At 69.2% G+C, this 22,961-nt stretch carries 21 protein-coding genes and 1 tRNA gene; 16 read left to right on the plus strand and 6 right to left on the minus strand.

All coding sequences use genetic code 11. The features are described 5' to 3' along the window. Window positions 1–17 precede the first annotated feature (17 nt). From AC1D2H_RS21125 to AC1D2H_RS21155, 7 genes are all read left to right on the plus strand, one after another. Window positions 18–1,760, plus strand: a complete 1,743-nt coding sequence (locus AC1D2H_RS21125; protein WP_478012337.1) for a serine/threonine protein kinase — start codon at window positions 18–20, stop codon at window positions 1,758–1,760. Next, window positions 1,757–2,992 (plus strand): OmpA family protein, encoded by a 1,236-nt coding sequence (locus tag AC1D2H_RS21130; protein WP_477931811.1) that lies wholly within the window; start codon window positions 1,757–1,759, stop codon window positions 2,990–2,992. Before AC1D2H_RS21125 ends, AC1D2H_RS21130 begins: the two co-directional genes overlap by 4 nt. A 295-nt stretch (window positions 2,993–3,287) precedes the next feature. Further along, entirely contained in the window at window positions 3,288–4,478 is a 1,191-nt protein-coding gene (locus AC1D2H_RS21135) for a vWA domain-containing protein (RefSeq protein ID WP_478012338.1), read from the plus strand. Next, the gene (locus AC1D2H_RS21140) at window positions 4,475–6,289 is read left to right on the plus strand and encodes an autotransporter assembly complex protein TamA (protein ID WP_478012339.1); all 1,815 of its coding nucleotides are present in this window, start codon (window positions 4,475–4,477) and stop codon (window positions 6,287–6,289) included. The genes AC1D2H_RS21135 and AC1D2H_RS21140 overlap by 4 nt, the downstream gene beginning before the upstream one ends. Next, the gene (locus tag AC1D2H_RS21145) at window positions 6,286–10,176 is read left to right on the plus strand and encodes a translocation/assembly module TamB domain-containing protein (protein ID WP_478012340.1); all 3,891 of its coding nucleotides are present in this window, start codon (window positions 6,286–6,288) and stop codon (window positions 10,174–10,176) included. The genes AC1D2H_RS21140 and AC1D2H_RS21145 overlap by 4 nt, the downstream gene beginning before the upstream one ends. 283 nt (window positions 10,177–10,459) lie before the next feature. After that, complete coding sequence (locus AC1D2H_RS21150) at window positions 10,460–10,762, plus strand: hypothetical protein (RefSeq protein ID WP_478012341.1); 303 nt, start codon at window positions 10,460–10,462, stop codon at window positions 10,760–10,762. 78 nt (window positions 10,763–10,840) lie between these two features. Then, window positions 10,841–11,164 carry a hypothetical protein gene (locus tag AC1D2H_RS21155; RefSeq protein ID WP_478012342.1) on the plus strand — a complete coding sequence of 108 codons (324 nt, stop codon included), beginning with the start codon at window positions 10,841–10,843 and terminating at the stop codon, window positions 11,162–11,164. Between the two features lie 4 nt (window positions 11,165–11,168). On the opposite strand, the gene AC1D2H_RS21160 is transcribed toward AC1D2H_RS21155, so the two are convergent. Continuing rightward, the gene (locus tag AC1D2H_RS21160; RefSeq protein ID WP_478012343.1) at window positions 11,169–11,516 is read right to left on the minus strand and encodes a GFA family protein; all 348 of its coding nucleotides are present in this window, start codon (window positions 11,514–11,516) and stop codon (window positions 11,169–11,171) included. 101 nt (window positions 11,517–11,617) lie between these two features. Here AC1D2H_RS21160 and AC1D2H_RS21165 point away from each other — a divergent pair. Beyond that, window positions 11,618–11,692, plus strand: a tRNA-Arg gene (locus tag AC1D2H_RS21165). Between the two features lie 11 nt (window positions 11,693–11,703). Here AC1D2H_RS21165 and AC1D2H_RS21170 read toward each other — a convergent pair. Then, a complete protein-coding gene (locus AC1D2H_RS21170) occupies window positions 11,704–11,928 on the minus strand; it encodes a hypothetical protein (RefSeq protein ID WP_478012344.1) in 225 nt (74 codons plus the stop codon). Between the two features lie 142 nt (window positions 11,929–12,070). Further along, window positions 12,071–12,346 (minus strand): hypothetical protein, encoded by a 276-nt coding sequence (locus AC1D2H_RS21175; RefSeq protein ID WP_478012345.1) that lies wholly within the window; start codon window positions 12,344–12,346, stop codon window positions 12,071–12,073. A gap of 285 nt (window positions 12,347–12,631) precedes the next feature. Between AC1D2H_RS21175 and AC1D2H_RS21180 the strand changes: the two genes are divergently transcribed. The 7 genes from AC1D2H_RS21180 to AC1D2H_RS21210 all read left to right on the plus strand — a co-directional run bounded on the left by AC1D2H_RS21180 (window position 12,632) and on the right by AC1D2H_RS21210 (window position 18,736). Next, window positions 12,632–13,135 (plus strand): DUF7482 domain-containing protein, encoded by a 504-nt coding sequence (locus tag AC1D2H_RS21180; protein WP_477931802.1) that lies wholly within the window; start codon window positions 12,632–12,634, stop codon window positions 13,133–13,135. A 112-nt stretch (window positions 13,136–13,247) separates the two neighbouring features. Then, on the plus strand, window positions 13,248–13,799 hold the full coding sequence (gene ssuE / locus AC1D2H_RS21185) for an NADPH-dependent FMN reductase (protein WP_477931801.1): 552 nt from the start codon (window positions 13,248–13,250) through the stop codon (window positions 13,797–13,799). Between the two features lie 130 nt (window positions 13,800–13,929). Then, window positions 13,930–14,895 (plus strand): sulfonate ABC transporter substrate-binding protein, encoded by a 966-nt coding sequence (locus AC1D2H_RS21190; RefSeq protein WP_478012346.1) that lies wholly within the window; start codon window positions 13,930–13,932, stop codon window positions 14,893–14,895. Then, on the plus strand, window positions 14,892–15,839 hold the full coding sequence (locus AC1D2H_RS21195; protein WP_478012347.1) for an aliphatic sulfonate ABC transporter substrate-binding protein: 948 nt from the start codon (window positions 14,892–14,894) through the stop codon (window positions 15,837–15,839). The genes AC1D2H_RS21190 and AC1D2H_RS21195 overlap by 4 nt, the downstream gene beginning before the upstream one ends. Before the next feature lie 165 nt (window positions 15,840–16,004). Next, a complete protein-coding gene (ssuD, locus tag AC1D2H_RS21200) occupies window positions 16,005–17,177 on the plus strand; it encodes an FMNH2-dependent alkanesulfonate monooxygenase (protein WP_478012348.1) in 1,173 nt (390 codons plus the stop codon). Window positions 17,178–17,181: 4 nt separating this feature from the next. Next, window positions 17,182–17,946 carry an aliphatic sulfonate ABC transporter permease SsuC gene (ssuC, locus tag AC1D2H_RS21205; protein WP_477931797.1) on the plus strand — a complete coding sequence of 255 codons (765 nt, stop codon included), beginning with the start codon at window positions 17,182–17,184 and terminating at the stop codon, window positions 17,944–17,946. A gap of 1 nt (window position 17,947) precedes the next feature. Beyond that, window positions 17,948–18,736: an ATP-binding cassette domain-containing protein gene (locus tag AC1D2H_RS21210; protein WP_478012349.1), complete on the plus strand. Its 789-nt coding sequence runs from the start codon at window positions 17,948–17,950 to the stop codon at window positions 18,734–18,736. Window positions 18,737–18,758: 22 nt separating this feature from the next. On the opposite strand, the gene AC1D2H_RS21215 is transcribed toward AC1D2H_RS21210, so the two are convergent. Further along, a complete protein-coding gene (locus AC1D2H_RS21215) occupies window positions 18,759–19,691 on the minus strand; it encodes an AraC family transcriptional regulator (RefSeq protein WP_477931795.1) in 933 nt (310 codons plus the stop codon). A 234-nt stretch (window positions 19,692–19,925) separates the two neighbouring features. Here AC1D2H_RS21215 and AC1D2H_RS21220 point away from each other — a divergent pair, with 234 nt between their 5' ends. Then, a complete protein-coding gene (locus tag AC1D2H_RS21220) occupies window positions 19,926–20,678 on the plus strand; it encodes an SDR family NAD(P)-dependent oxidoreductase (protein WP_478012350.1) in 753 nt (250 codons plus the stop codon). Window positions 20,679–20,763: 85 nt separating this feature from the next. Here the strand turns inward: AC1D2H_RS21220 and AC1D2H_RS21225 are convergent, their stop codons facing one another. Beyond that, window positions 20,764–21,171, minus strand: a complete 408-nt coding sequence (locus AC1D2H_RS21225) for an ExbD/TolR family protein (RefSeq protein ID WP_477931793.1) — start codon at window positions 21,169–21,171, stop codon at window positions 20,764–20,766. 194 nt (window positions 21,172–21,365) lie between these two features. Then, window positions 21,366–22,628: a M20/M25/M40 family metallo-hydrolase gene (locus tag AC1D2H_RS21230; RefSeq protein WP_477931792.1), complete on the minus strand. Its 1,263-nt coding sequence runs from the start codon at window positions 22,626–22,628 to the stop codon at window positions 21,366–21,368. Window positions 22,629–22,961 lie beyond the last annotated feature (333 nt).

The raw sequence follows: 22,961 nt of genomic DNA on the forward strand, positions 1-22,961 counted from the left end.
CCAGGTCGGACGCAGCAATGAGCGAAACGGCTGCGGATCCACCCAAGCGGAACGCCCCCGAAGACCCGGTAGAGCCCACCATCGCGCTGGCGGCTCCGTTGACGCCGGGGCACACCATCCCGCCCGGCACGCGCATCCATGACTACCGCATCGACAGGGTGCTGGGGGAAGGTGGTTTCGGCATCGTCTACCTCGCCACCGACGTGGCCCTGGAGCGGCAGGTCGCCATCAAGGAATACCTGCCCTCCTCCATGGCGGCGCGCGCCGGCCAGTCGCTGACGGTGCTGGTCAAGTCACCCGTTCACGAAGAGACCTTTGCGATCGGGCTGCGGAGCTTCGTCAACGAGGCCAAGTTGCTGGCCCGCTTCGACCACCCCGCGCTGCTCAAGGTGCATCAGTTCTGGGAGCAGAACGGCACCGCCTACATGGCCATGCCCTACTACCAGGGGCAGACGCTGAAGGAGGCGCTGGCCAAGCTTGGCCGGCCGTCGACCGAGGCCGAGGTGCGCGCCTGGCTGATGCCGCTGCTGGATGCGCTGGAGGTGCTGCACAACGAGCACTGCTACCACCGTGACATCGCGCCGGACAACATCCTGCTCACCGACCATGGGCCGCTGCTGCTGGACTTCGGCGCCGCGCGCCGCGTCATCGGCGACCTCACGCACGCGCTGACGGCCATGCTCAAGCCGGGCTTCGCCCCCATCGAGCAATACGGCGACATGCCCGGTGTCACCCAGGGCCCCTGGACCGACATCTTCGCGCTGGCCAGCGTGCTCTACGCGGCCATCAGTGGCCGCCGCACGGTGGCCTCCGTCGAGCGCCTGCTCAACGACCAGCTGAAACCACTGGCGACGGTGGCCGCCGGGCGCTGCGGCAACGCCTTCCTCGCGGCCATCGACGTCGCGCTGGCCATCCACCCCAAGGATCGCCCGCAATCCATTGCCGAGTTCCGGGCCCTGCTCACCGCCGACGACACGCAGACCATCGACCTGCTCGAATTCGGCCTGCCGTCGGGCACCCAGACGCTGCTGATGCCGGACTTCGATCCGTCCCAGCCGACGACGGGCAGCCCCCAGCTCGCGCCGCGCGAGCCGGCACCGCCCAAGACGCAGCCGCAGCCCAAGACCCAGCCCCAGCGGACCGCCCCGGCTCCCGTGGTCCCGACTGCGGTGCAGGTCACCGTCCCGGCGCAGCCCACCACGCCGCCTCGCACAGTGCCGGCCGCAGTGCCTGTGCAGGCGCCCGCGCCGATACCTGCCCAAGAGCCTGCACAACTGCCTGCGCAACCACCCGTGCAGGCGCCAGCGCCGCCACGCCGAACCCTGGTGCTGGGCCTGGGCGGACTGGCGGGCCTGGCCGCCGTGGCCTGGGGCGGCTATCGCCTGCTCTCTGCACCGGAGCCGGTCCCTCTGCCGCCATCCCCCTTGCCCGCTCCAGCCACGGCGCCAGCCGCGTCGGGCCCTCAGCCAGCCCCAGCCGCCTCCAGCGCGCCGGTGCAACCCGCTTCCGCGCCCGCATCCATGCCGGCTGCAGAACCGGCATCTGCACCCGCACCCAGGCCGGCACCGGCAGCCTCGGCGCCCACACCCAGCGCCCCGGCCCCGGCGCCCGCCATACCCAAGCCGCGCCCTGCCGTGCCAGCCCCTGCCCCCGCGCAGGCCAGCACAAAAGGCGCGAGGTGCAGTGATATTCTGCAAAAGGCCTCGCTGGAACCGCTGACTGCGAGCGAGGCCGCTTACCTGAAGAAGGAATGTCGATGAGTAGCGCTGGCCACACGAATCGCATCAATTTTTCAGTGCAGCTGGCGCGTGCCGCCATGCTGGGCTGCATGGCATTGCTCGCAGGCTGCCTGGAGACGGCGCCCAAGCAGCCCACCGTCTCGACCAACGAGCTGTCCTTCAGCGAGGCCATCGTCGTGGCGACCGACGGCCTGGTGGGCCAGACCCAGAAGCTGCCCGCCTTCCTGGCGAAGATGGAGTCCAAGATCGTCAGGAAGAACGTCGTCGTCGACCCGATGATCGACGCGACCAGCGGCCAGCAGACCCAGACCACGCAACTGCTCGAGCGCCGCATCGGCGACCGCCTCGCGGCGCGCAAGGAGGGCGGCTTCGATCTGCTGCCCTTCAAGACCGAGAACCTGTCCAGGGTCCAGTACCTGCTGACCGGCACGCTGACGCGGCTGTTGGGCGTCCCGGGCAAGAAGTCCTTGCAGATCAACCTGGCCCTGGTGGAAATCAAGACGGGCCAGGTGGTGGCCCAGGCCTCGGCGCTGGCGCGCGACGACGGTCTCAACCACACGCCGCTGGCGATCTACCAGGACAGCCCGGTGCTGGTGAAGGACAAGGTGGTGGACGGCTACATCAGCACGGCGTTGACGGCACCGGGCAGCTCGGCCAACAGCCTCTACCTTGAACGCGTCGCGGTGGCCAGCGTCATCAACGAGGCCGGCACCCTCTACAACTCCGAGCGCTACCAGGAATCGCTGGCCAAATACCAGGAGGCCCGCACCCAGGCCGGCGGCGAACAGCTGCGCACCCTCAACGGCATCTACCTCAACAACGTCAAGCTCGGGCGCACTGCCGAGGCCGAGTGGGCCTTTGGCCAGATCGTGGCCTATGGGCTGCGTGCCAACAAGCTGGACGTGAAATTCCTCTTCAACCCCGGCAGCACGGAGTTCTGGTCCGACCCCAAGGTCAGCGGCGCCTATCCGATGTGGATCAGGCAGATCGCCAAGGAGGGCTCCGGTGCCCGGGTCTGCATGGTCATCGTCGGCCACACCAGCCACACCGGCTCGGAGCAGACCAACGACGCGCTGTCGCTGCAACGCGCCACCTTCATCCAGCAGCGGCTGGCGGCGGAGGCTTCGACGCTGAGCCAGCGCGTCAAGGCCAGCGGCATGGGCTGGCGCGAGAACCTGGTGGGCAGTGGCAGCGACAACGCGGTGGACGCCCTGGACCGGCGCGTCGAGTTCCGCGTCGAGCCCTGTAACTAGGTGCCCCTCGTCCAGCCGCACTCCGCTGAACGCGGTGCGTCTGACCGGTCTTGCAGACCGCGCAGTGGGCCGGCCCACTGCTCTTCGGCAGGCACGGCGAGTCCACAGGAGTCACCGTGTCCGGCCTCAGCCCCCGAGGGGACGGCGATGCTCGCGGCATTGAGCCGCAAGCACATCGCCAGCGCGGGCCGGCTAGGGAGCGGCCCGGCGCTCGGCCCGAAAGACGGCATCCCTAACTCCGGCGAGACTCGCGCTGCATAATCGTTTTCGACCTGCAGTCCCCGAGTCCGCACCGATGCTGATCCAGTTCTTCTACACGCTGCGTGCCGCCAAGCTCAAGGTGACGGTGCCCGAGTACCTGACGCTGCTGGAAGCCCTGCAGGCCGGCGTCATCGGCGGCCCCGACAACGGCGGCACGGCCAGCATCGACGACTTCTACCACCTGGCCCGCACCAGCCTCGTCAAGGACGAGACCCAGTACGACAAGTTCGACCGCGCCTTCGCTGCCTACTTCAAGGGCGTGGAGATGCTGACCGACTTCACCGCCGAGGTGCCGCTCGAGTGGCTGCGCAAACAGCTGGAGATCGAGCTCTCGCCCGAGCAGAAGGCCGCCATCGAGAAGATGGGCTGGAACGAGCTGATGGAGACGCTGAAGAAGCGTTTCGAGGAGCAGAAGGAGCGCCACGAGGGCGGCAACCGCTGGATAGGCACCGGCGGCACCAGCCCCTTCGGCAACTCGGGCTACAACCCGCAAGGCATCCGCATCGGCGGCTCGGGCGGCAACAAGAGTGCGGTGAAGGTGTGGGAGCAGCGCGCCTACCGCGACTACGACGACACGCTGGAGCTCGGCACGCGCAACATCAAGGTGGCCCTGCGCCGCCTGCGCCGCTTTGCGCGCGAGGGCTCGGAGCTGGAGCTGGACCTGGACGGCACCATCCACGGCACGGCCGCCAACGCCGGCATGCTGGACATCCGCATGCAACCCGAGCGCCACAACAAGGTCAAGGTGCTGCTGCTGATGGACGTGGGCGGCACGATGGACGAGCACGTCAGCCGCGTCGAGGAGCTGTTCAGCGCCGCCAAGACCGAGTTCAAGCACCTCGAGTTCTATTACTTCCACAACTGCGTCTACGACTTCGTTTGGAAGAACAACCGGCGCCGCTTTGCCGAGAAGCTCAACACCTTCGACCTGATCCGCAAGTACAACCGCGACTACAAGCTCATCTTCGTCGGCGACGCGACCATGAGCCCCTACGAGATCCTGCAGGCCGGCGGCAGCGTCGAATACAACAACGACGAGCCCGGCGCGGAGTGGATACAGCGGCTCACCCACGCCTTCCCCAAGTACGCGTGGATCAACCCCGAGCCGCAAGGCGTCTGGCAGTACCGGCAGAGCATCGCGCTGATCCAGCAGCTGATGCAGCAGCGCATGTTCCCGCTGACCCTTTCCGGACTCGAAGGCGCGATGCGGCTGCTCAGTAAATGACGCGTCTCCTCGCGTTGCTGCTCGTGGTGGTACTGAGCGGCTGTGCGACACCCGCTCCACCGCAGCCCCCCGCACCCAAGGCCCCGGACATCCCGGCCGACGCGCCCGCCGTCTACAGCCTGGACATCCGCATCGACGGCGACAGCCGCGACGCCGCAGCGCTGCGCACGCTGCTGGCCCAGAACCTGGACATCGCCCGCTACCGCGCCAGCGAGGCGGCGCTGAGCAAGGTCGAGCTGGCCCGCCTGGCCGCGGCAGCGCCGGCCCAGGCCGAGGGCCTGCTGGAGACCGAAGGCTATTTCAACGCCAAGGCCGACGTGGACCGTGACCCCGCCGACGAGACGCGGCTGCTGCTCACCGTCAAACCGGGTCCGCTGACGCGGGTCGGCAAGCTGGACATCGAGTTCACTGAAGGCCTCGCCGATGAAGGCGCCCAGCCCCTGCGCGACGCGCTGCGCGGCGCGTGGCCACTGAAGAAGGGGGCCGCCTTCACGCTGGCCCAATGGGCCTCGGGCAAGAGCGACCTGCTGCTGCGCGCCCGCAATGGCGGCTACCCGCTGGCGCGCTGGGCCGAGACGGGGGCGCGCGTCGACCCCGAGGACCAGAGCGCCGAACTCCATCTCGTGCTGGCCAGCGGCAACCGCGCCCGGCTTGGCGCGCTGCGCATCGAAGGCCTCAAGCGCCAGGACCGCGATGCCATCGAGCGCCTCGCCGGCTTTGACAAGGGCGACGGCTATACGGAGCAGAAGCTGGCCGAGTTCCAGGAGCGCCTGGCCAAGACCCAGCTCTTCGACGCCGTGCGCGTGCAGCTGCTGCCCGAGGCGCCGGACGCCGATGGCACCCTGCCCGTGCAGGTCACCGTCACCGAGTCGGCCCTGCAGCAGGCCACGGTCGCCGTCGGCTATCACAGCAACACGGGACAGAGCATCAGTGTGGAGCACCTGCACCGCCGGCCCTTCGACCTGCCGGTGCGCGCCCGCACCAAGCTGCAGCTCAGCCGCGACCTGCGCGGCGCCGAGCTTGAGCTCAGCTCCCACCCCCAGCCCGACCTGAAGCGCAATCTCGCCTCGCTGCAGTTCGAACAGGACCGCACCGGCGACACCATCGCCACCAACCTCGGCGTGCGCCTGGGCCGGCTCTATGAATCGACGAAGGACGAGCGCCTCAGCTATGTCGAGCTGCTGCGGGCGCGCGAGACGGCCGGCAGCGAGGTCAACACCAACCTGGCCGTCTCCATCAACCAGCAGTGGATACGCCGCCGCCTGGACAGCACCCTGCTGCCCACCGACGGCCATCAGGCCCTGGCCCTGGTCGGCTTCGGCTATGCCAAGGGCGGCGGCAGCGATGACAGCGGGCCTTTCGGCCGCATGCAGTTCAAGCTGGGCGTCTACAAGCCCTTCGGCGGCTGGTTCGCATCGGCGCGTGCCGAGGTGGCCCAGGTGGTCTCGAAAGAGCAGGTCGGCGTGCCCGAGAAGCTGCTCTTCCTGGCCGGCGGCGACGAGTCGGTGCGCGGTTATGCCTATCGCAGCCTGGGCCCGGAGAAGAACGGCCTGACCGTCGGCGGCCGCGTGCTGGCCACCGGCAGTCTGGAACTGGCGCACCCCATCATGCCCAGCTTCCCCGCCCTGTGGGGCGCTGTGTTCGTCGACGCCGGCAACGCCGCCCGGCGCTGGCAGGACTACCGCGCCGTCGTCGGCTACGGCGCCGGCGTGCGCTGGCGCAGCCCGGTCGGCCCGCTGCGCGTGGACGTGGCGCGGGCGCAGGAGACCGGCAAGTGGCGCTTGCATTTCAGCGTCGGGATCACGCTGTGAGAAGGTCGCTTCGCATCCTGCGTGCCGGTCTGATCGCGCTAACGCTGGTGCTGGTGCTGATCGTCGGCTTCGTCGCCTGGCTGCTGCAGCGCCCATCTGGTGGTGCCTGGCTGATGGCCCATCTGCCCGGCGTGCAGATCGAGGCGCCCGAGGGTTCGCTGATGGGCGAGTTCAGCGCCCGCCGCCTCGTCATCAGCTGGGCCGGCGGCTCGGCCGAGTTGCGCGGCCTGCGCTGGAAGGGCCTGGGCGTCAGCCCCGGCGCCGGCCTGCTGCTGGCACGCGAGCTGGCCGTGGACGAGGTCGTCATTCGCAGCCAGGCCAGCGACAAGCCCATCGTCCTGCCGCCGGACCTCACACTGCCGCTCGGCGTGCAGATCGCCAGCCTGCGCATCGCCAAGCTAAGCTGGGCGCCCGATCAGGCGCCGTTGCTCGGCCTGGACGCCCAGCTGGACCTGCCCCGCCGCGGCACCCATCGCATCGAGCTCAAGGCTGCGCGCTGGCAACACCTGACGCTGGCCGGCAAGGCCCGCATCGAGAGTGCCGCGCCGCTGCAGACCGACGCGACGCTGCGCGTGCAGCAGACCGAGGCCACCGACCTGCCTTGGACGGCCATCGCCGCCGTGACCGGGCCGCTCGCCAAGCTCAAGGCCAAGGCCGAGCTGGAGGCGGCCCACCAGACGCTGAAGGCCGACGGCGAGGTGCAACCCTTCGCCCCCTGGCCCGTCAACGCGCTGCAACTGAAGGCCGACAAGCTCGACCTGGCCGCGCTGATGCCTGGCCTGCCGCGCACGGCCCTGAGCGGAGAGGCCCAGCTGAAGGCACCCGCCCGCGATGCCGAGGCCACGCTGCAGGCCGATTTGCGCAACGGCGCCGCCGGCCGCTGGGACCAGGGCGCCCTGCCCGTCAATCGCCTTGTCATTGCACTGGCCGGCCGCCCCGACCAGCCCGCCAGCCTGCGCCTGACCGCCCTGGACGCTGAGCTGCTCGGCGGTGGTCGCGTGCAGGGCAAGGGCCTGCGCGAGGCCGACGGCCGCTGGCAGCTCGACGCCCGCGTGCAAGGCCTGCGCCCCGAGGCGCTGGACGCCCGCGCCACGCCGGCGCGCCTGGACGGCCCGCTCACCCTCGCCGGCAGCAAGGCCGGCCCTTTGAACGCCAAGCTCGACCTCAGCGGCACGATCGAAAACCGCCCGCTGCGCCTGAAAGCCCAACTGCAAGGCCAGGGCACGAAGTGGCAGATCGAAGACGCCCGCCTGGCCAGCGGTGACGCCACGCTGCAGGCCAGCGGCCGCGTCGATACCGCCGGCGCCGCCCAACTGAAAGCCCAGCTGCGCCAGTTCGATCCGCACCTGCTGTGGCGCGGCGCGCCCGGTTCGGCCTGGGCCCGCCTCCCCGGCCCGACGCGGCTCAATGCCGAGGCCGACGTGGACGTGCGTGGCAAGACCCTGGCCACCCTCAGCGGCAACGCCTATGTGCGCCTGCTGCCCGGCCAGTTCGCCGGCCTGCCGCTCGAGGGCCGCATCAAGCTGCAGCGCGAGCGCGCGGCCGACGCGGCGGCCTTCGACATCGACGGGCGCCTGGGCAACAACCGCGTGCAGACCAGCGGCCAGGCCCGGCCCGAGGCCGTCACCGGCACGGCGACGCTCAGGGTCGGCGCGCTGGCCGAACTCAACCCGCTGCTGGCGCTGTTCGACCAGCAGCCCATCGCCGGCCAGGGCGAGGGCGAAGGCAGCTACCAGCTCGTGCGCGGCGCCAAGGGTTGGCAGGCCGGTGGCAGCGGCCGCCTGTCCCTGGCCTCGGCCAAGGCCCTGGGCACCAGCATCGCCAATGTGAAGGCACGCTGGGAACTGCCCCTGCCCGGCGCCGACGGCGACGGTCCTGTCGCGCTGAACCTCGACATCAGCCAGCTGCGCGACCCGCTGGCCCAGCTCGCCAGCGCCAAGGTCGACCTGAAGGGCCGGCGCAGCGCGCATGACGTCAAGGCCCAGGTCAGCGGCAAGATCACCCGTGAATCGCAAGACCTGGCCCTGAACGCCCAGCTCGAGGCCCGTGGCCGCTGGGACGGCCAGGCCTGGACCGGCCGCGTCGCGCGCCTGGACATCGGGCCACTGCGTCCCAACACGCCACCGCTGCTGGCGGCCAAGGACATTGGCCTGCGCTGGGCCAGCGATGGCCCGGTTCTCTCGGCCGACCCCGGCCGGGCCGAGGTCGGCGGCGCCTTCGTGCGCTGGCAGGCGCTGAGCTGGCGCGGCGGTGACCGCCCCGAAGCCCGCGCCGAGCTGCAGCTGGAAGACCTGGCCGCCGCTCCCTTGATGGCGCGCTGGCAGCCCGACTTCGGCTGGGGCGGCGACCTGCGCGTGACCGGCCATGCCTCGCTGCTGCTGAACGAGCGCCTCACGGCCGAGCTGCTCATCGAACGCCAGAGCGGCGACCTGCGCGTCACCGACGAATTCGGCCAGCGGGCCCTCGGCCTGACCGACCTGCGCCTGGCCCTCAATGTGCGCGACGGCGTCTGGCAGTTCGCCCAGGGCGTGGCGGGCAGCGAACTGGGCAGCTTCGGCGGCGCGCTGACGCTGCGGCCGGCCAAGCTGTGGCCCGATGCGCAGACGCCCGTGGAAGGCGTGCTGCAGGCCAATGTCGCGCAGCTGGGCACCTGGGGCAGCTGGGTGCCCGCGGGTTGGCGGCTGGGGGGCCGCGCGGCCGCCACCGTGCAGCTGAGCGGCCGCCTGGGCGCGCCCGATCTGACCGGCCGCGCCGAGGGCGAGAACCTCGCCTTGCGCCATCTGCTCTACGGCGTGGACGTGACCGAGGGCCGCTTCACACTGGACTTGAAGGGCCAGCATGCCGAGCTGTCCAGGCTGGAGGCACGCGGCGGCGATGGCTGGCTGCGCGCCAGCGGAACGGCCGAACTGGGCGCCGACCCCAAGGCCCACATCCAGATGACGGCCGACAAGCTGCGCGTGCTGTCGCGCGTGGACCGCCGCCTCGTCGCCAGCGGCCAGGCCTCGCTGGATCTGGACGCCAAGGGGCTCAAGCTCGAAGGCAAGCTGCGCGCCGACGAAGGCCTGTTCGACTTCAGCCGCGGCGATGCGCCCGCACTGGCCGACGACGTCACCGTGTTGCGCGGCCCGCGGCCCGAGAAGGACGGCGCGCCCAGCGCGCCACCGGCACCCAAGGCGGCGCGCGCCAGCAGCGTCAACGTGGCGCTGGACTTCGGCCGCGACTTCAAGGTGCGCGGCCGCGGCCTGGCGACGACGCTGCGCGGCCAGTTGCAGGTCAGCCAGAACAACGGCCCGCTGCGCGTGACGGGCAAGCTCGACGCCGACGGTGGCCAGTACGCCGCCTATGGCCAGAAGCTGGACATCGAGCGCGGCGACATCAGCTTCACCGGCGCCTACGACAACCCTTCGCTGGACCTGCTGGCCGTGCGCCCCAACCTCGATGTGCGCGTGGGCGTCTACGTCGGTGGCACGGCGCTGGCGCCACGCGTGAGCCTGTACTCCTCGCCCGAGATGAGCGACACCGACAAGCTCTCCTGGCTGCTGCTGGGTCGCGGCCCCGACGGGCTCGGCCGCACCGACACGGCCTTGCTGCAGCGCGCCGCACTGGCCCTGCTCAGCGGCGAGGGCGAAGGCCCGACGGGCAAGGTGCTGCGCAACCTCGGCCTGGACGAACTCTCGCTGTCGCAGAGCGACGACGACACCAAGGCCACCATCGTGCGCCTGGGCAAGCAGATCTCGCGGCGCTGGTATGTCGGCTATGAGCGCGGCCTGAACGCGACGACAGGATCGTGGCAGCTGATCTATCGCATCGCCCAACGCTTCACGCTGCGCGCACAGGGCGGAGATGACAACGCGCTGGACCTCATCTGGCAATGGAAGTGGGATTGACTGGGTGCCCCTCGCCCAGTCCACCCTGCTGAACGCAGGCGGCCCAGTCGGTCCCCCGAGGGGACGGCAATGCTTGCGGCGTTGAGCCACAAGCACATCGCCTGACGCGGGCCGGCTTGGGAGCGGCCCGGCGCTCGGCCCGCAATGATTCGACGGCCAGCGGCGTCCTACAAAGCGACGCGTTGCGTCTCCCATCCGCCATCCCGGCCTGCCTACACATTTCGAATCTCATCGAGACCAAAGTTGTCTCATCAACTCCGTGTTGATCTCGATGGAGGTTCACATGACCCAGATCCAGCTCCAACCCGAAACGGCGCCCACGGCGCTGCCGGTTCCGCAGTCCGCATCCAAGACGACGCTCGCCGACGCCCTGCCGACTGACACCGAGCCCACCCATCTGCTGCACTTCGAGCCGCTGGCCTACCAGGGTTCCGGCCTGGACATCCCCTGCGACCCGCAGGGCCGCGTCGGCCTGGATGCGCTCGGCGACAAGCTGCGCAACGACTATTTCTTTGCGCGCGCGCTGATCGGCCGACTGTTCGCCAAGCCCACCGTCAAGCAGGCCCTGCCGCTGATGCACGCCTGAGCGATCAGGCCCCGTCCTACAGCCTTGCCCTGGCCTGCCCGACAGCGGGCGCCGGGGCCCTCCCCGAGGATTCCGGCCATGTTCACAGAATCACTCTCCCCGCTGACGGTGCCGCATCTGCCGGTCGAAGCCGATCTGGTCGATGCCGATCTCGACGTCTCCCTCAGCACGCCCTCCACGCTGGTCGTCAACGCCAGCCTGGAATTGCAGACCAGCGAAGCCATGGACCTCTCCCTGGTCATCCCACGCTCGCGCTGCAACGGCGAGCGTCCACTCCTGGCGGCCCTGCTGGACGCCGCCCAGGCCGCAGTGGCCCGCGCGACGCGCGGCGGCACCCTGCACCAGCCCCGCCGCGTGCTGACGCGCGTCGGCGGCCAGCCCCATCTGGTCACGCAGTTCTAATCGCTTATTTCGAGCGCCCGTCGAACTCCGTGACGGGCACGGCCTTCAGGTCGATGCCTTCCAGGCAGCGGATATTGATCGCCGCCATCGCAGAACCGTCCGGCCCCTTGCCCTCGCCATAAGGGTGCATGCCGCAGGTCGGGCAGAAGCGGTGCTGGATGACGTGCTTGTTGAAGGTGTAGCTGCTGGCGTTCTCTTCTGGCGTCAACAGCTTCAGCGCGGCGCGCGGCACGAACCACAGCAGCGAACCCTTGCGCTGGCAGATCGAGCAGTTGCAGGACAGGGCCGAGCCGATCTCGCCCTCGACCTCGAACTTGATGCGGCCGCAGTGGCAGCTTCCGGAGTGAGTCATGTCGGGTGTCTCCTTCAGTAGGCGCATGCTGCCAGAAAGCCCGCACGACCCCATGAGAGAATGCGCGCCGCCTGTCCGGTGCCCCTGCCGCATCGACGGTGCTCTCCGTAGTTCAATGGATAGAACGGCCGCCTCCTAAGCGGCAAATGTGGGTTCGATTCCCGCCGGAGGGACCACGCAGTGGCTCTCAAGAACCGCGCGAGAGCGGGCCGAAGCGTTCCATGCGGCCCTGTTCCAGGCGTCGCAGCCGCCGTTCCAGATCGGCGAGATCCCAGGCTTCGCAGAGAAAGCGTTCGTCGTCGTCCTGCGCCAACGCGTCCCACAGGCTTTGCAAGCTGGCGCGCCAGCGTGACGCCACGTCGATGACAGCGGATCGCGGGAACAAGGCGGCAGTGCGTCGCATGGTGCTCATCGTGAGGCTCGAAAACGATGAGTCACGATAAGCACCGCCTTCGCCGCTGCAAAGGCACAGCAGGTGCGCAAGTTCACTCGGCTGTATCAACGCCGGCGCCAGCACACCTGGACATCCGGGCCGCCGGACCAGACGACCGGGTTCAATGCATCCAGAGCGGGCGGCTGGGATCCGTCACCGGCTGCGGCTGCAGGGCGCCCCTGACGCGCTCGACCGCGGCCGGGGAATCCTTGTCGTCGACGGCCACGATCAGCCGCAGCCAGCACGCTTTGGCGAGGTCACCCTCCCGCCGCGTCCAGCACCAGACCTGCGCACCGGGTTCGCCAGACCGATCGGTCAAACAGACCTCATCGAAGTCCGCCCCTTGATAGGTGAGCAGCTGAGCCTCGTCTACGTAAGTGTTGAAGTAGTCCGGCATGCTTCAAGTCTAGGCGTTAGGCCGGGGCTGTCGCCAGTGAAGCGCTACGTTGACTGGCCTGACGCTCAGGCGTAGGCGTTCAGGTCGCGTCCCAGCGAGCCTCCGGTCGCCTGCGTATGCTGCTGAGAGTCCTGGCGATGTCCATCCCGCATGTATCGAAAAACCCGATCAAAGCTTCTGGCCCAGGGTTATATCCACCCGCAAGTCGACCTGCCCGCGCACTTTTCCCTTGCCTCGGCCACCCACATCGCAAGAATCGCTTTTCCCCTTTACCGAGGAATCCTGATGCCCACCTCTGCCCTCCGCGCCTTGGGCGCTGTCCTCCTGCTCTGCACCACGGCTGCCACTTTTGCCGCTGACCAGGTCGTCACCCTGCCGCTGAAGGAGGCCTGGTTCGAGGGCGAGATCGTGCATTACGTCAGCACCGACATCTCCGACCCCGGCATCGCCAAGAAACAGGGCATCAACTACGTGCCGGCCCTGGCCGACACGGTCAAGCCCGGCATGCCCGTCGAAAAGGCCTACAAGTTCCCCGGCGACGAGCAAGCCACGGTACTGCCCTCCATCCCGCGGCCTGTGGGCGGCGCCAATGCAGACGCGAGCTACAGCCCACTGTGGGTGCTCGTCATGGTGCGCTGGAAGCCGGGCATCACGCCGCACACGCTGAAGTCCGAAGAGGCCGTGCTGGCCGCCGAAGAAAAGGGCGAGATCGAGCTGACCCGTACCAAGATCGTCGCGAACTGGCCCGTCGTCAGGGCCCGTGGCGCGGCGCTGCAGGGCGTGCGCTAACGCCCGTGCCGGAGCGCCAACAGCGCTCCGCGCATAAGCATCGCCGCTTTCCTTCGTTCCGCGAGGAAGGCGCTTTCCCTATCGTGCAAGGCATCCACCGAGTCCGGCCGCCATGCACATCACCAGCCTCTCAGCCAGCCCCAGCGAACGCTCGCGTTCGGCCTGGCTCACGCAGTTCGCGCTGACGCGCCTGGAAGGCCGCGGCACGCAGTACGACGACATCCTGGTGCGCCAGTTGCCCGCCGACGCGCTGCTGGCGGCCGATGTGCGGGACGTGGCGATCGCCGCCGCCGTGCAGTCCATCGAACAGGCCGACCTCGTCATCGTCGGCACGCCCATCTACAAGGCGGCTTACAGCGGCCTGCTCAAGGTCTTCCTCGACCTGCTGCCGCCCGATGCGCTGCGCGGCAAGATGGTGCTGCCGCTGGCCACCGGCGGCAGCCCGGCCCATTTCCTGGCGCTGGACTACGCCCTCAAGCCGGTGCTCTCGGCCCTGGGCGCCCGCCATGTGCTGGACGGCGTCTTTGCCACTGACGCTCAGTTGCGCCGTCATGAGGCTGGAGGCTTCGTGCCCGAGCCCGACCTCATCGCCCGCCTGGACCGCGCGCTCGCGCCGCTTGCACCGCGAATGCGGGAGCGGCTGGAGCCGGCGCTCAGCTGTTGAAGCCTGTCCCACCGCACACACCACCGCTTGTCTCCTCGCCTCCCGCACGGGATCGGCGACTTCATCCCGGCGCTCAACGGCGCTGATCGGGTGCGCCCGAGCGCCGGGATCTTTTTGCACAGGACATCACATGCTCTTCCGTTCCTTCCTCCGCTGGACCGCGCCGCTGCTCGTCGCCGCCGTCAGCGTCCATGCTTCCGCACAGTCGAACACGACCTTGCGCATTGGCTTCCAGAAATCCGCCAGCCTGCTGACGCTGCAGAAGTCTTCCGGCTCGCTCGAGAAGAAGCTCGCCCCGCTGGGCGTGAGCGTGAAGTGGGTTGAGTTCCCCGCCGGCCCGCAGCTGCTCGAAGGCCTGAACGTCGGCGCCGTCGACGTCGGCTTTGTCGGTGAGGCGCCGCCCATCTTTGCGCAGGCCGCAGGCGCCCAGTTCGTCTACATCGGTTACGACCCGGCCGCGCCCGAGGCCGAGGCCATCGTCGTGCCCAAGGATTCGCCCATCAGGTCGGTGGCCGATCTCAAGGGCAAGAGGGTCGCGCTGAACAAGGGCAGCAATGTCCACTACCTCATCGTCAAGGCGCTGGAGAAGCAGGGCCTGAAGTTCAACGACGTGCAGGCCGTCTACCTGCCGCCGGCGGATGCTCGCGCTGCTTTCGAGCGCGGCGCCGTCGAGGCCTGGGTGATCTGGGACCCCTTCCTCGCCGCCGTCGAGAAGCAGAGCGGCGCGCGGGTGCTGGCCGACGGCCGCGGCATCGTCAACAACTACGCCTACTACCTGGCCGAGCGCAGCTATGCCGAGAAGCAGCCGCAAGTCATCAAGGCGCTGTTCGAGGACACGCAGGCGCAGGCCGCCACGCTGAAGGCCAATGTCAAGGCCGCCGCGGCCGTCATCGCGCCGCTGCAGGGCCTGGAGCCCGAGGTCGTCGAGCGCAGCCTGACGCGCTACCAGTTCGGCGTGAAGCCGCTGACGCCCGCCGTCGCCGCCGAGCAGCAGAAGATCGCCGACACCTTCCACAGCCTGGGCCTGATTCCCAAGCCCATCCGCGTGGCCGATGCCCTGCCCGGCACGGCCAAGCTTGCCGAGGCTGCCAAATGAGCGCGCAGACGACGCGACGCGCCGCCGTCGCCATCCTCGCGACGACGGCCTCCATCTGGACGCGGGCGCAGGCATCGCCCCAGCTTCGTATCGGCTTCCAGAAAGGCTCCTTCAACCTCGCGCTGCTGAAGAGCTATGGCCTGCTGGAGCAGCGCCTGCCCGGCACCCGCATCCAGTGGACCGAGTTCCCCGCCGGCCCACAACTGCTCGAAGCGCTGGCTCTGGGCAGCGTGGAGTTCGGCGCCACCGGTGATGCGCCGCCCGTGTTCGCGCAGGCCGCCGGCAAGGACGTCGTCTATGTCGGCGCCGAACCGCCCAAGCCCGACAGCTCGGCCGTGCTCGTCAAGCCGGATTCACCGCTGAAGACACTGGCCGACCTCAAGGGCCGCCGCATCGCCTTGCAGAAAGGCAGCAGCGCTCATTTCCTGACCGTGCGGGCGGTGAAGAAGGCCGGGCTCGCCTGGAGCGACATCCAGGCCGTCTACCTGCCGCCGGCCGACGCGCGCGCCGCTTTCGAGCGCGGCTCGGTGGACGCCTGGTCCGTGTGGGACCCCTACTACGCCGCCGCCGAAGTCAGCGGCGAACTGCGCGCCCTGGCCACCAGCCGCGGGCTGACGAGCAACAACACCTTCTACCTGGCCTCGCGCGTGCTGAGCCGCGATGCGGCCCTGCTGAACACGCTGTTCCAGGCCCTGACCGACACCGACACGCGCGCCCGCGCCGACCGCCGCGACGCCGTGCAGCGCTATGCCGACTTCGCCGGCCTGCCGCTGGCCACGGTCTACAAGATGGTCGAGCGCCGTGGTGCGGCGCCGGTCGGGCCATTGACGACCGACATCGCCCGGGAGCAGCAACAGGTGGCCGACTCCTTCACCGAGCTGGGCCTGATCCCGCGCGCCATCCGCGTCGCCGACGCCATCGCCACTCCGATCCGCAAGGCCTAGGGAAGCCATGAGCAAGCCCCTCACGCCCGCTCATCCCGCCGCAGCGTCGCCACTCGGCGTTGCAAATACTCGCCGTAGTCCGAGCTACGGCTCCGTTTTGCGCCTTGATTGGCAACGCCGCGACGGTCTGCTCGGCCGCGCGCGGCTCACTCACAGCTTCCGCCCATGAAAATCTTCTGGTTCATCCCCACCCACGGCGACAGCCGCTACCTCGGCAGCTCGCGCGGCGCGCGCGTGGCCGACCACGCCTACTTCAAGCAGATCGCCATCGCCGCTGACAGCCTGGGCTACGAGGGCGTGCTGCTGCCCACCGGCCGCAGCTGCGAGGACTCCTGGATCGTCGCGGCCAGCCTCATCGACGCGACGAAGAACCTCAAGTTCCTCGTCGCGCTGCGCCCCGGCCTCGTCGCGCCCTCGCAGAGCGCGCGCATGGCCGCCACGCTGGACCGCCTGTCGGGCGGCCGCCTGCTGGTGAACCTCGTCACCGGTGGCGACCCCGACGAGCTCGCCGGCGACGGGCAGTTCCTTGGCCACGCCGAGCGCTACGAACAGTCGGCCGAGTTCATCCGCATCTGGCGCGAGCTGCTGACCCGCTCACACACCGGCGAGGCTCTGGACCTGGACGGCGAACACCTCAGCGTCAAGGGCGGCAAGGTGCTCTACCCGCCCATCAACAAGCCCTACCCGCCGGTGTTCTTCGGTGGCTCGTCGGGCCCCGCGCACGAACTCGCCGCGGAGCAGGTCGACACCTATCTGACCTGGGGCGAGCCGCCGGCTGAGGTCGAGAAAAAGCTGGCCGACGTGCGCGAACGTGCGTCGGCACGCGGCCGCCAGCTGCGCTACGGCATCCGCCTGCATGTCATCGTGCGCGAGACCGAGGACGAGGCCTGGCGGGCCGCCGGCGAGTTGCTGTCCGAACTGGACGAAGCCACCGTCGCGGCGGCACAGGCGCGCTTCAAGTCCATGGACTCGGTCGGCCAGCGTCGCATGGCCGAGCTGCATGGCGGCCAGTTCGACAAGAACAATGTGCGCGCCGGCCTGGAGATCGCGCCCAATCTGTGGGCCGGCGTGGGCCTGGTGCGCGGCGGCGCGGGCACCGCCCTGGTGGGCAGCCCGCAGCAGGTGGCGGACCGCATCAAGGAGTATGCCGACATCGGCCTGGAGTACTTCATCCTCAGCGGCTATCCGCATCTGGACGAAGCGCATCGTTTCGCCGAGCTGGTGTTCCCGCTGCTGCCGCTGAACGTGCGCGAGAAGCTCACGGCGCCGGCCCTGACCGGGCCTTTCGGCGAGGTCGTGGCCAACAGCTACGTGCCCAAGGCCGTGTCGGCCAGCTGAAGCCATGCTGAAGCGCCTCACGCCCTGGCTGCTGCCCGCCGCCATCCTCGTCGCCTGGGAGATCGCCTCGCGCAGCGGCGTGCTGTCGGCGCGCATCCTGCCGGAGCCCGCCGCCGTGCTGGCGGCCTTCTGGAAACTGCTGCGGTCGGGCGAGCTGGCCCACCACGTCGCCGTCAGCACCGTGCGCGCCTTCTCCGCGCTGGCCCTCGGCGGCGGCCTCGGTCTGCTGCTGGGCCTGCTGACCGGCACCTGGCAACGCGCCGAAGCGCTGCTGGACACCACGCTGCAGATGCTGCGCAACATCCCGGCGCTGGCGCTGATCCCGCTCGTCATCCTGTGGTTTGGCATCGACGAGGCGGCCAAGCTCGTGCTCGTCGCGGTGGGCGTGTTCTTCCCGGTCTACCTGAACACCTTCCACGGCATCCGCAACGTCGACCGCGACCTCATCGAGATGGCGCGCAGCTATGGCCTGTCGGGCTTCCAGCTCTACCGCCAGGTCATCCTGCCCGGCGCCCTGCCCTCCATCCTCGTCGGCCTGCGCTTCTCGCTGGGCCTGATGTGGGTGCTGCTCATCGTGGCCGAGACGCTGTCGGCCGAGGCCGGCATCGGCTATCTGACGATGAACGCCCGCGAGTTCCTGCAGACCGACATCGTCCTCGTCGGCATCCTGCTCTACGCCGTCCTCGGCAAGCTGGCCGATGTCGTTGCGCGCGGCCTGGAGAGGGCCTGGCTGCCCTGGCATCGCGGCTATGCCGCAGAGGTGAAATGACATGTGGGTCACCGAATTCGACACGCCCGTGCTGCCCCGCGAACGCGCCCTGCCGGACGCTCCCCCGCAAGCCGCCTCGCCCGGCCTCGCGCTGACCTTGCGCGGCGTCGCCAAGTCCTTCGGCGCCCGCCATGTGCTCGCGGACCTGGACCTGTCCATCGCGCCCGGTGAATTCGTCGCCCTGGTCGGCCGCAGCGGCTGCGGCAAGAGCACGCTGCTGCGTCTCATCGCCGGCCTGGACTCGCCGACCACCGGCCGCGTCGAAGCGGGCGCGCCGGACGAGCGCCGCCTGATGTTCCAGGACGCCCGCCTGCTGCCCTGGCGGCGCGTGGTCGACAACGTCGCGCTCGGTCTCGAAGGACGCGATGCCAGGGACCGCGCGATGGAAGCCCTGTCCCAGGTCGGCCTCGCCGGCCGCGGCGACGACTGGCCGGCGACGCTGTCGGGTGGCCAGCGTCAGCGCGTCGCCCTGGCCCGCGCCCTCGTGCACCACCCCCGCCTGCTGCTGCTGGACGAGCCCCTCGGTGCGCTGGACGCGTTGACGAGGCTGGAGATGCACCGCCTCATCGAGCAACTCTGGCGCCGGCACGGCTTCACCGCACTGCTCGTCACCCACGACGTCGCCGAAGCCGTGGCCCTCGCCGACCGCGTGCTGCTCATCGACCGCGGCGGCATCGCGCTGGATGCGACGGTGGCCCTGCCGCGGCCCCGCTCACGCACGGCGGCGGGCTTTGCGGAGCTGGAGGAGCGGGTGCTGCGGCATATCGTCGGCCACCCGGCCTTGGCGTAGACGAGACAACTCGAGGACTGCCTCAGGACGGCAGCGATCCTGCACGAGCCTCGGACCTTGCGCCGATGGCCTCTGGAGCTCCCGTCGACCGCAGCCCCAGGCGCTGCTTGTCCCGCCCCGGCGGAGCGCCAAACAAGCGGCTGTATTCGCGGCTGAACTGCGAAGGGCTGTCGTAGCCGACGCTGTAGCCGATGGCCGCCACGTCGCCGGCGTCCGCCAGGATGCGCGCCCTTGCCTCCTGGAGCCGGATCAGCTTCTGGTACTGCAGCGGGCTCATGGTCGTCGCGCCGCGGAAGTGGCGGTGGAAAGAGGACTCGCTCATGGCCACCATGTCGGCCAGCATGGGGATGGAGATGGCTTCGGCGTGGTGGCTGCGGATGAAGCGGATGGCCCGCCCGATCTGCGACAGCCGGCTGTCGGCCAGGCCGATCTGCCTCACCATGGCGCCCTGCGCGCCGTGCAGCAGCCGCCACACCAGCTCACGCTCCACCAGCGGCCCCAGCACGGCCGCGTCGCGCGGCGAGTCCTTCAGCCTCAGCATGCGCACCACGGTGTCGATGAGGTCTTCCGAGGCGTCGCTGACGGCGTAGCCGGAGGGTTCCGGGGCCGCTGCCGCGGGCCCCATCTCCAGCAGCAGCGAAGAGATGGTCGACGCGCGCAGCGTCATGCCGGCGCCCAGATAGGGCCTGTCGGGGCTGGCTTCGATGACGCAGCCAGCGATGGGCAGTTCCACGCCCACGACGAGGAACTGCCCCTGGCCGTACTCGAACACTTCATCGCCCAGCATGGCGCGCTTGGCGCCCTGGGCGACGATGACGAAGGTCGGCTCCATCACGTGGTGCACCAGCTCGGTGGGAGCCTCCACCCGGCCGGCAAAAACATCGCCCGCCTGGCGCTCGCCCATGGGGGCGGCATGGCGCTGGATGAGGCGCTGCAATTCTTCCAATGAACCCATGCCGCCACCGTAACCGCTGCGCCCGGCCCGCTCAAGGGGCGGCTGGACGATCCAGCTCGGATTGAGCGAATCGTGCAAGAGCTTGATGGTTTTGGGCTATCGACCCCGGGGCAGCGGGCGCGCTCGTCTGGAGGCGACCGCACGATGGGCGAATCGTGCAATCACATGACCGGATTTGGCTGCTCGACATGGCTGCCAGCCGATTCAATGCGGGCCTTCGCGAAGGAGGTCGCAATGATGATGAAAGGCCACACCCTACTCGTCGCCGGCGGCACGGTCGGCATCGGCCGCGGCCTGGCCGAGTTGCTGTGCCGGCTGGGCAACGAGGTGCTCATCTTTGACGCCCGGCCCGGTGTCGCGCAGGCCGTCGCCCACGACAACCCCGGCATGCGGGCAGTCGACCTGGACCTGGGCAATCCCTGGAGCGTGGCCGGCTTCGCCGAGCAGGTCACGGCAACCTGCCCGGGCCTGAACATGCTCGTCAACATCGCCATCGCCTTCCCGGTGAAGTACCTGCCGGGTATGCAGGTGCTGCTGGACGAGGACGACAGCCACGAGAAGCTGGAAGCCCATCGGCTGGGCGTGCAGCAACTGACTGGCACGCTGCTGCCCCACTTTCACAAGCGCAACCGCAGCGCGGTCATCAACGTGGCCGCCGGACCGATGGCCCCGCAGGGGCGAGCCTCGGAAAGGCCCGTCATCGAGGGCGGCTTGCAGGGCTGCACTCTGTCGGTCAGGAAGCGTTGGGCCAGCGCCTGCATCGACGTCATCGACGTCGCCCTGCCGTCACGCGCTGAGCGAATGAGCCCGGACCATGCGCCCCCGCCGCAAGGCATCCCACGGGCCGAGTTCATCTCGGGCGTGGCTCATCTGCTTGCCGAAGGCCTGCACGAGGCGGCGGCTCTGTCACGGCTGCGGGCACTCTGGCCCGCGGCCCAGCCAGCGATGCGAAAGACCCGGGACGACGATCTGGTTCCGCAGGCCTGACGACTCCGGGACAAGTGAGGAACCCAATGCTTCGTGAGCCAATGGGCCTAGCGGTAGCCGTCCGCTCAAGAAAGGCGGCTAAGGTTCACTTTTGATCATCTGGCAAGTTACCGACCTTTAGCTTGGTTATCTGCGCTGCTTGGGCCGAAGCGATTGCGGCCCCGACGGCTTCGTAGTTGGCAGATCGATCGGCGAGGACATGCAACTCGACTCTCGGTTGGGCGCTCTTGAGAGACTGCAACTGCTTGGTGAGATCGGCTGATGCAACTGGCTTTCCGGCTAGCGAGTAGGAGCCGTAAGCCGACACCTCGAGTCTGACAACGGGAAATGGCGGTTCCTCGCCGCACCCAAGCAGGAAGCCGAGCAACGGAGCAAACGCCGTAGCCTTGGCGCGAGTCCACACATCTTGGGCCTTCGGGAGTGGACTGACTCGCTCGCATGGCAACTGCACGGGCGCGGGAATCACGTGTTTGCTTGTCTGAGCGCGTTGCATTTGAACGTTGGCCGTTGAAGAGGTTTGGCGCGGATAGCCACGCCGTCGCGATGCTGCCGCATCAAGTCGGATTGCAGGATAGCCGTCGCAGACGGATGTCCGCCCCGCAGAGCGGCCCGTCCGGCAGGGCTGCGCATATTGCCGAACCCAGTACGCAACGTCACCCGATTGCGCACGTTCCCGATCAGGCTTTCTCAAGGGTTTGCGCCCGACATCTCCATGATCAATCGCGTCACCAGATAGAGCCGGGGCGGGATGGAGCGGATGTCGACATACTCGGCATCGTTGGAATGCGCACCAAAGCCCGTCAGGCCCAGGCCCTCGATCACGGGGCCGCGTGCCTGCAGTGCCGCGAAGGCGGCGTCCGTGCCGCCGCCCGTGGCCACCTCGGCCACCTGCATGGGCAGGCCCAGCTCCGCGTAGATGGCCTGGGCGCGCCGGGCCAGCGCACGTGAGGCCTCGGTGGCCTCCAGCGGCGGGCGACGCACCTCGAACTTGAGTTGCACCTTGGCGTCGGCCAGGCGACGCTGCTGCACGCGGCGCTGCAGCTCCTTCTCCAGGCGCTCGAAGTCCGCCACGCGCAAGGCACGCGCATCGGCCTGGGCCGTGGCCTGGGCGGGAATCACGTTGCGGTTGGTGCCGGCCTGGGCCACCGTCCAGTTCAGCTTCAGGCCCGTGGCCGGCTCCGACAGGTCCTGCATCTGCAGCAGTTGATGAGCCAGCTCCGTCAGCGCGTTGATGCCGCCCTCCGGCCTTGCCCCCGCGTGCGATGAGCGGCCTTCCACGCTCAGATAGGCCGAGCCGATGCCGCTCGTCGCCAGGCGCACGCCGCCCTGAGCACCGGCGCCCTCGAAGGACAGCGTCATGTCCTGGCCGGCCGCGGTGCGTGTGATGGTCGCGCGCGAGCCGGGCGAGCTGATCTCCTCGTCGCCATTGATCAGCACCGTCAGCGTCCCGTAGTCGTCAATGCCCGCCTTCTGCAGCAGCGCGATCGCATGCAGGATGGTGGCCACGCCCTGCTTGTCGTCCGCGATGGCCAGGCCGTAGGCCCGGTCGCCGTCGATGCGGAAGGGCTGGTCCTTCAGCATGCCCTTCAGGTAGACGGTGTCCATGTGGGCGATCAGCAGCAGCTTCTTGCTGCCCCGGCCCTTGAACTGCGCCTTCACCATCTGACCCTGGCGCTCCGGCGTGTCCTCCATGCGGTACACGTCGCCGGGCTCGATCATCGACACCTCGCCGCCCAGGGCCTTGAGCTTGCCGGCAATCAGCCCGGCCACCGCGGCCAGGCCGTCCAGGTCCTTGCTGCCGGACTCGATCTCGACCAGGGACCGCAAGGTTTCCAGCAGCGCGGGCTGCTCCTGCTTCGCCAGGTCCTGCAGTTGCTGGGACGAGGGCGCCGCCTGGGCCAGCGAAGCCGCCAGCAACGTGGCGGCGGCGATCAATGTACGAAGTCGCATGTCGAGGAGAGGTGAAGCTGGGACCGAGCGGACTGTGCCAGCGGCGTGCCACAACGCCCATCGACAAGTTTTCCCTACCCTATGCAGTGATGTAATAGGGCCTGTTCGCACTGCGGCAACGGGTCGCGTTGTGACCAGAAAGGCTGCAGGCAAGTCGCAAACCGCAAGCCGGGTCTTTACCCGGCGAGGATTTGCGACACAGCATCCGGCCTTTCTGGTCACAACCCTTCGGGAAGGCCCGTCGCCAGGGGCCACTCAGCGTTGCATCGCTGGCCCGCACGCGAGTGCGGGCGGCGCGCTGCGCCTTGATTGGCCCCTGGCGGCGGGCCTTCG

The sequence above is a fragment of the Roseateles sp. P1_C1_2 genome, assembly GCF_056406535.1.